General features: G+C 52.0%; 11 protein-coding genes. 4 read left to right on the top strand and 7 right to left on the bottom strand.

The genetic code is table 11. The features are described from left to right. Positions 1–37: 37 nt before the first annotated feature. Positions 38–1678, bottom strand: a complete 1641-nt coding sequence (groL, locus tag DI14_RS04130) for a chaperonin GroEL (protein WP_034805564.1) — start codon at positions 1676–1678, stop codon at positions 38–40. Between the two features lie 39 nt (positions 1679–1717). Next, a complete protein-coding gene (groES, locus tag DI14_RS04125) occupies positions 1718–2002 on the bottom strand; it encodes a co-chaperone GroES (protein WP_021065365.1) in 285 nt (94 codons plus the stop codon). Between the two features lie 215 nt (positions 2003–2217). Between groES and DI14_RS04120 the strand changes: the two genes are divergently transcribed. Both DI14_RS04120 and DI14_RS04115 read left to right on the top strand, forming a co-directional pair. After that, positions 2218–2913: a CPBP family intramembrane glutamic endopeptidase gene (locus DI14_RS04120; RefSeq protein ID WP_235193390.1), complete on the top strand. Its 696-nt coding sequence runs from the start codon at positions 2218–2220 to the stop codon at positions 2911–2913. Between the two features lie 16 nt (positions 2914–2929). Next, a complete protein-coding gene (locus DI14_RS04115; protein WP_029333739.1) occupies positions 2930–3139 on the top strand; it encodes a YdiK family protein in 210 nt (69 codons plus the stop codon). A 40-nt stretch (positions 3140–3179) separates the two neighbouring features. Here DI14_RS04115 and DI14_RS04110 read toward each other — a convergent pair whose 3' ends face one another. The 3 genes from DI14_RS04110 to DI14_RS15490 all read right to left on the bottom strand — a co-directional run bounded on the left by DI14_RS04110 (position 3180) and on the right by DI14_RS15490 (position 4187). Beyond that, positions 3180–3569: a hypothetical protein gene (locus DI14_RS04110; protein ID WP_034805562.1), complete on the bottom strand. Its 390-nt coding sequence runs from the start codon at positions 3567–3569 to the stop codon at positions 3180–3182. Continuing rightward, positions 3562–3927: a hypothetical protein gene (locus tag DI14_RS04105; RefSeq protein WP_034805559.1), complete on the bottom strand. Its 366-nt coding sequence runs from the start codon at positions 3925–3927 to the stop codon at positions 3562–3564. The genes DI14_RS04110 and DI14_RS04105 overlap by 8 nt, the downstream gene beginning before the upstream one ends. Before the next feature lie 101 nt (positions 3928–4028). Further along, positions 4029–4187 (bottom strand): hypothetical protein, encoded by a 159-nt coding sequence (locus tag DI14_RS15490; protein ID WP_024372064.1) that lies wholly within the window; start codon positions 4185–4187, stop codon positions 4029–4031. A gap of 117 nt (positions 4188–4304) precedes the next feature. On the opposite strand from DI14_RS15490, the gene DI14_RS04095 reads away from it, so the two are divergent. After that, positions 4305–4640, top strand: a complete 336-nt coding sequence (locus DI14_RS04095) for a TM2 domain-containing protein (RefSeq protein ID WP_152545862.1) — start codon at positions 4305–4307, stop codon at positions 4638–4640. Positions 4641–4677: 37 nt separating this feature from the next. On the opposite strand, the gene DI14_RS04090 is transcribed toward DI14_RS04095, so the two are convergent. Both DI14_RS04090 and DI14_RS04085 read right to left on the bottom strand, forming a co-directional pair. Further along, positions 4678–5262 (bottom strand): NADPH-dependent F420 reductase, encoded by a 585-nt coding sequence (locus tag DI14_RS04090; protein WP_034805556.1) that lies wholly within the window; start codon positions 5260–5262, stop codon positions 4678–4680. Positions 5263–5275: 13 nt separating this feature from the next. Beyond that, positions 5276–5749, bottom strand: coding sequence for a hypothetical protein (locus tag DI14_RS04085; protein ID WP_034805553.1), 474 nt, complete (start codon positions 5747–5749; stop codon positions 5276–5278). A 151-nt stretch (positions 5750–5900) separates the two neighbouring features. Between DI14_RS04085 and DI14_RS04080 the strand changes: the two genes are divergently transcribed. Then, positions 5901–6083, top strand: coding sequence for a PspC domain-containing protein (locus tag DI14_RS04080; protein WP_034805550.1), 183 nt, complete (start codon positions 5901–5903; stop codon positions 6081–6083). Positions 6084–6110 lie beyond the last annotated feature (27 nt).

Here is a 6110-nt window from a genome sequence, read left to right as displayed (position 1 = left end):
CTTTCGCTGATGAATGGTTTCTGTTAGAGCGTATGAATCACATCATTCCGCCCATTCCACCCATGCCGCCCATGTCAGGCATGCCGCCGCCAGCGCCTGCTGGTTCTGGCTTGTCTGCGATGACAGCTTCTGTCGTGAGGAACATGGCTGAGACAGATGCTGCGTTTTGAAGCGCTGAACGCGTCACTTTCGCCGGGTCGACGATACCGTGTGCGATCATGTCGACGTACTCGCCCGTCGCGGCGTTGTAGCCGATGCCGACCGACTCGTTCTTGAGCTTCTCGACGATGACCGAACCTTCTTCACCCGCGTTTTCCGCGATTTGACGGACCGGTGCTTCGAGGGCACGGAGGACGAGTTTCACACCTGTCGCTTCATCCGCTGTCACTTCTCCGAGCAACGCACGAACGGCTGGGATGACGTTGATGAACGCCGTACCACCACCTGCGACGATGCCTTCTTCGACGGCTGCGCGTGTCGCGTTGAGCGCGTCTTCGATGCGGAGCTTACGTTCTTTCAGCTCTGTCTCTGTCGCTGCGCCGACTTTGACGACGGCTACGCCGCCAGCGAGTTTCGCGAGACGCTCTTGGAGTTTCTCCCGGTCGAAGTCAGATGACGTCTCTTCGATTTGGTTGCGAATCGTTTGAACGCGTGCTTTGATTGCCGCTTCGTCCCCAGCACCTTCGACAATCGTTGTCGTGTCTTTCGTGACGACGACTTTCGATGCGCGTCCGAGCTGTTGGAGGGACGCCGACTTGAGCTCGAGGCCGAGGTCTTCTGTGATGACTTGGCCGCCTGTGAGCGTCGCGAGGTCTTCGAGCATCGCTTTACGACGATCGCCGAAGCCTGGTGCCTTGACCGCGACCGCGTTGAACGTACCACGGAGCTTGTTCAAGACGAGTGTCGCGAGCGCATCGCCTTCGATGTCTTCCGCAACGATGAGGATTGGTTTCCCTTGTTGCACGACTTGCTCGAGCACTGGAATGATTTCTTGGATGTTCGAGATCTTCTTATCGGTGATCAAGATGAATGGGTTGTCGAGTACCGCTTCCATCTTGTCTGAGTCTGAGATCATGTATGGTGAAAGATATCCACGGTCGAACTGCATCCCTTCGACGACGTCGAGTTCTGTCGTGAAGCCGCGTGACTCTTCAATCGTGATGACGCCGTCGTTGCCGACGCGCTCCATCGCTTCTGCGATTAACTCGCCGACTTCTTCGTCCGCTGCCGAGATAGCTGCGACTTGCGCGATCGCTTCTTTCGACTCGATCGGTTTCGAGATTTCTTTCAACTCTTCGAGCGCACGACGGACCGCTTTATCGATCCCTTTACGGAGGATCATCGGGTTCGCGCCCGCTGTCACGTTCTTCAACCCTTCACGAATCATCGCTTGAGCGAGGACTGTCGCTGTCGTCGTACCGTCCCCTGCGACTTCGTTCGTCTTCGACGCAACTTCGGCAACGAGCTTCGCGCCCATGTTTTCGAAGTGGTCTTCAAGTTCGATTTCTTTTGCGATTGTGACGCCGTCATTCGTGATGAGCGGTGAGCCGAACTTCTTCTCGAGGACGACGTTGCGTCCTTTCGGTCCTATTGTGACTTTTACTGCGTCAGCGAGTGCGTCGACACCGCGGAGCATCGCGTGACGTGCGTCTTCTGAGAATTTGATTTCTTTTGCCATTGTTCATTTCCCCCTAAACAAGTTTTTGAAGAATGGTGCTTAGCCTACGATTGCGAGAATGTCGCTCTCGCGAACGATTAAGTATTCTTTACCTTCATGCTTCACTTCGGTACCCGCATATTTCGAGTAGATGACCAAATCATTTTCTTTAACGTCGAGCGCGATTCGCTCCCCTTGGTCCGTGACGCGGCCAGTGCCGACTGCGAGGACACGTCCTTGTTGCGGCTTCTCTTTCGCCGTGTCAGGAAGGACGATGCCTCCGATCGTCTTTTCTTCTTTCTCCACGACTTCGATGATGACGCGATCGCCTAGTGGTTTTAACATAGAAAAAACCTCCTCCGAATATGAATGATGTATCGTTGAATCGTAAGTTATTAGCACTCAGTAAAAAGGAGTGCTAACACTGATTAGTGTAGTATGAGATGTCCGAAATTGCAAGAGGGGAACATTGAAAAATTGCTCTTACTCGCGGTCAAGAGACCTTGTTTGATACAATGGTCAAAAGGAACGCTTACTCTTGTGATTAAGGACGTGTTGAATTGGCCACACTAAACTCAAACCAATCGATAAATACCCGTTTTTCGATGGCGCCTAACATTCGAGTTCGGCACATCATCCCGATTCTCTTATACGCCTTCGTGCAGTTTTTCCCTGTACTCATTAGCAAAGTCCGCCCAGAATGGATCACGACGACGGCGACAGGGCTCTGGTTCGCCATCGGTTTCAGCTTGACAATCGTCGTTTCGTTCTTCCTACTTTGGCCAGACTTAAAGCTGTATAAACAGCAAGGCATCCAGTCGAACTTGAACGATACGGTCAAATGGATCGGGCTCGGGATTCTCATGCAGTACGGACTTGTCATCGTCGCTAACTTGATTGAGACAGCGATCACCGGTGAAATGGTCGCCTCGGAGAATACGGAACGAATCGCGGATATTGTCCGACTCATTCCTGTCATGACGTTATCGGTCGTCTTGCTCGGCCCGATTATCGAAGAGATTCTGTTCCGTCATATCTTGTTCGGCAATTTGAGCGCCCGGTTTGGCTTCTGGATCGCCTTCGGCGTCAGCTCTGTTTTGTTCGCGCTCATCCATGGTGACAATCGTTTCCTCGTATACGTCGCGATGAGCTTCGCCTTCACGGTCGCCTATGCGAAGACGCGTCGCTTAATCGTTCCGATTGCGATTCATGCGTTCAATAACGCGCTCGTCATGGTCGCCCTATTATTGATGTAGAAATGAGGTGGCACGTATGCCGCGACACTTAAAAATCATGCTGACGTTCAGCTTATCTTTCGGGATCTTATTCACAGTCCTCGCCTACTACTCGGTACAAGAGTACGGTTTCAGCTTCTGGACGTACTTCATCATCGCCGTAGCCGCATATGACTTCTTCAAGGTATATCAAATCTTGACGCTCGCCCGAAAAGCGAAAAAAGAAAAGACCGATAAATCGGCATAAAAACATCCCAAGCGACGGCGTCGCTTGGGATTTTCTATAGTCAGATTTCCTTGGATGGGTTCATCAGGTCGTTTCGATAGACGTCTCGCATGAGTAAGCCACCAATCGTCAAGCCCCGATACACGAACAAACCACCGAGTGCGACGAACACTGCTTCAGCAGTCGGAAGGGTTCGCAGGTCGAATAAAAGCCCGACAATTAAGACGAGCAGGAAAGACAAGACGACGAACGACACCGTCTTCTCGTTCAGTTCGTTCATGATGCTCGTTTTCGACTCGTCCGAAAGTCGCTTCACTTGTTGACTGTAATAGGAATAGACGGTGATCCCGAGACCCGTGACCGCGACGAGCGCGTATTGTTCGAGCCAAAAGTCGAGGCCAATCAGCACCAGCCACATCACGAATAGTATCTTAAACAACGTATTACTCATCATTCACCTCCTGCTCGTACACATGGAGCTCATTCATCAAAAACAGCCCTTTTGTCGCAAACAAATAGGTCAGTGCGGTCAAGGCAAGGTCCTGAGTCGGGATCGTCACTAGCGTCGCACCAAAACCGATCAAGTACATCACCACGAACACGAGAACGGCGACGAGCCACGTCTTCTCACTCGAACGCCAAAGTAGACGTTCTTTGACCGAGGTCGCGTACTCTCCCGCTTTTAGACGTTGTCTCCGATAAAATAGTACACTCGCAATGAGAAACAACAGACCCGCGGACACACCAAAAACAGTGCCCGCCATCACTAACCCGATTCCAATCGCAAAGGCCAACTTCCGTCCATTCACTTGCCCCACCCCCTCTCACCCTCTATACGAAGAAGCCGTCGACAAGTTTCATGCGTGACAAAAAAAAGAGTGACGCCCCAATCGCCGCTTGATTCTATGTGTTATAAGACGATGAATCCGACCGTCAGCAGGCCATACATGAAACCGAGCACGATGACGCTGATGGCGATCGTTTTATACTGCGGGTACTTATGTAAGACGACCGCACCCGCGATGACGTGGATGAACGCGACGATGAACGTCAAAATGGCAAAGCCCATAGCTGTCTCCTTCTCTGACCCATCATTTTTAGAAAATCATGGAAAAAGATACTGTTTCAATTTATAATGAAGCACGAACTCATTTTATCAAACTTCATGCGAAAGAAGGGACTTATCTTGAATTATTCTCGAATGGATTTGACCACCCAAGAGATGCAACTCGTCAACAGCGAGGTCGAGAAACGCAAACGCAACCTCGTCGTCGCCTACTTGCTCTGGTTCTTCCTCGGGGCGTTCGGTGCCCACCGTTTTTATTTCGGGAAAATTGGCTCAGGCGTCGCCATGCTCCTCATCGTCGTCTTGACGCTCGGGCTCGGTGCAATCATCTCAGGTATCTGGGCACTCGTCGATGCGTTCCTCATGCCGGGTTGGCAACGGACTGACATCGACCGCATCGAACGGGAAACGATTGAACTCCTGCAAACGCGAAACGACCGTTATACGGGCTTTTAAAACGACCGGGACGAAGATTCGTCCTGGTCGCTTTTGGTTAAAAACTATTCTCTTTCAAGTAGAATGCAAAGTTCCGATGCTTCCGTTCCTTCGTCGCGTAATGAATCCATAGCCACGCGAGCGACTCGAGCTCACGCGCCAGCTTCAAGTGTCTGAGCGTATGGGCATCAAAGCCGATCTTCGCAGCGAGGTCTTGCACGGCCCGGACCGACTCCGGCTCGTCGCCGGCGATGAACATCATCGACTTGTTCGGGTTCTCTAGGTTCTCGACACCCGTCTGGTTGAACGCCTTGACGATGCGGACGTGCGGTGCAAGTTCTTGCAGATGCTCGGCCCCCGATTTCCCTTCCGGCCGCTCGATGGCGTCAAACTCTTTAGCGATCGGATTCGTCACGTCGATGACGATTTTGTCGTCCAAGTCTCGTAGCGATTGAATCAAGTCGACGGCGGCCGCGAACGGCGTCGTCAATAAGAGGATTTGCGCGTTCGACGCCACGTCTTGGAGCGACATCGTCCCCTCGCGCTCCGAGCGCGTCCCATACAACACTTCATATCCGACGTCCTCGAACTTGCGTCCGAGCGTCCGACCGACTTTACCGGCTCCTAATATACCAATCTTCATATACAACTCCCCTTCACAGTTCTTCGTCTGTCCGTGTCACCGTGCCACCGAGTTCGGCGGCGAGCCCATCGAGCACCGAATGATCAAACTCCTCCCCGATACCCATCACACCCGTCTGTCCCGGCTCGATGTTGCCGACGGTCCGTTTGAACGTCTCTTGAATGCTTTGGACGTGCTTCAAATCTTTCGTCCCGCCAATGAGTCCGCCCGTTAGCGTCCCGAATAAAATCCCGAACGGTCCTCCGAGAATCCCGACGGCCATTCCAATCAAGGCACCTTTCGTCGACTTGTTCGTCGATGTCAGTTGGACGGCATCTTCGAACGAGAACGCCCCATTATCTTCACGTTTAATGACGACGAGCTGTTCGAACCCGATTAGCCCTTCGGCGTGATACTTCTTCAACTTACTGAACGCTTGATACGAGACCGACTCCTCTGGAAACGTGAACGTGACGATGTGGTACGACTGCTTTTCCTTCTTCGCCATATCGGCTCCTCCTTTTAAAGGACCAGGTGACACATGCTTTCTCTTAACCCTTCCCCGGCTTCAGACGAAAAAAAACCTGTGACAATCGTACACGGCCAGCAGGTTTACATGGTAAAATTTACATAAAATATGTGAGATAGGAGCCACGCCTATGCAACGTCCGCTTCGAAAATCTGCCACGAACCGCTCGCTCTTTGGTGTCTGTGGCGGCATCGCTGAATACTTCGACCTGTCCCCGCTCGGTGTACGTTTATTCTTTTTAATCGTACCGGGGAACATCCTCCTCTATATGATTCTCGCCAATTCGATGAAGGACGCCCCACGCTATCTATAAAAAAACTCGGAAGCCGTGGCGAGGGCA

Source organism: Exiguobacterium sp. AB2, assembly GCF_000696055.1.
Lineage (GTDB): Bacteria > Bacillota > Bacilli > Exiguobacteriales > Exiguobacteriaceae > Exiguobacterium > Exiguobacterium alkaliphilum.
This window is presented reverse-complemented; position numbering and strand designations above follow the sequence as displayed.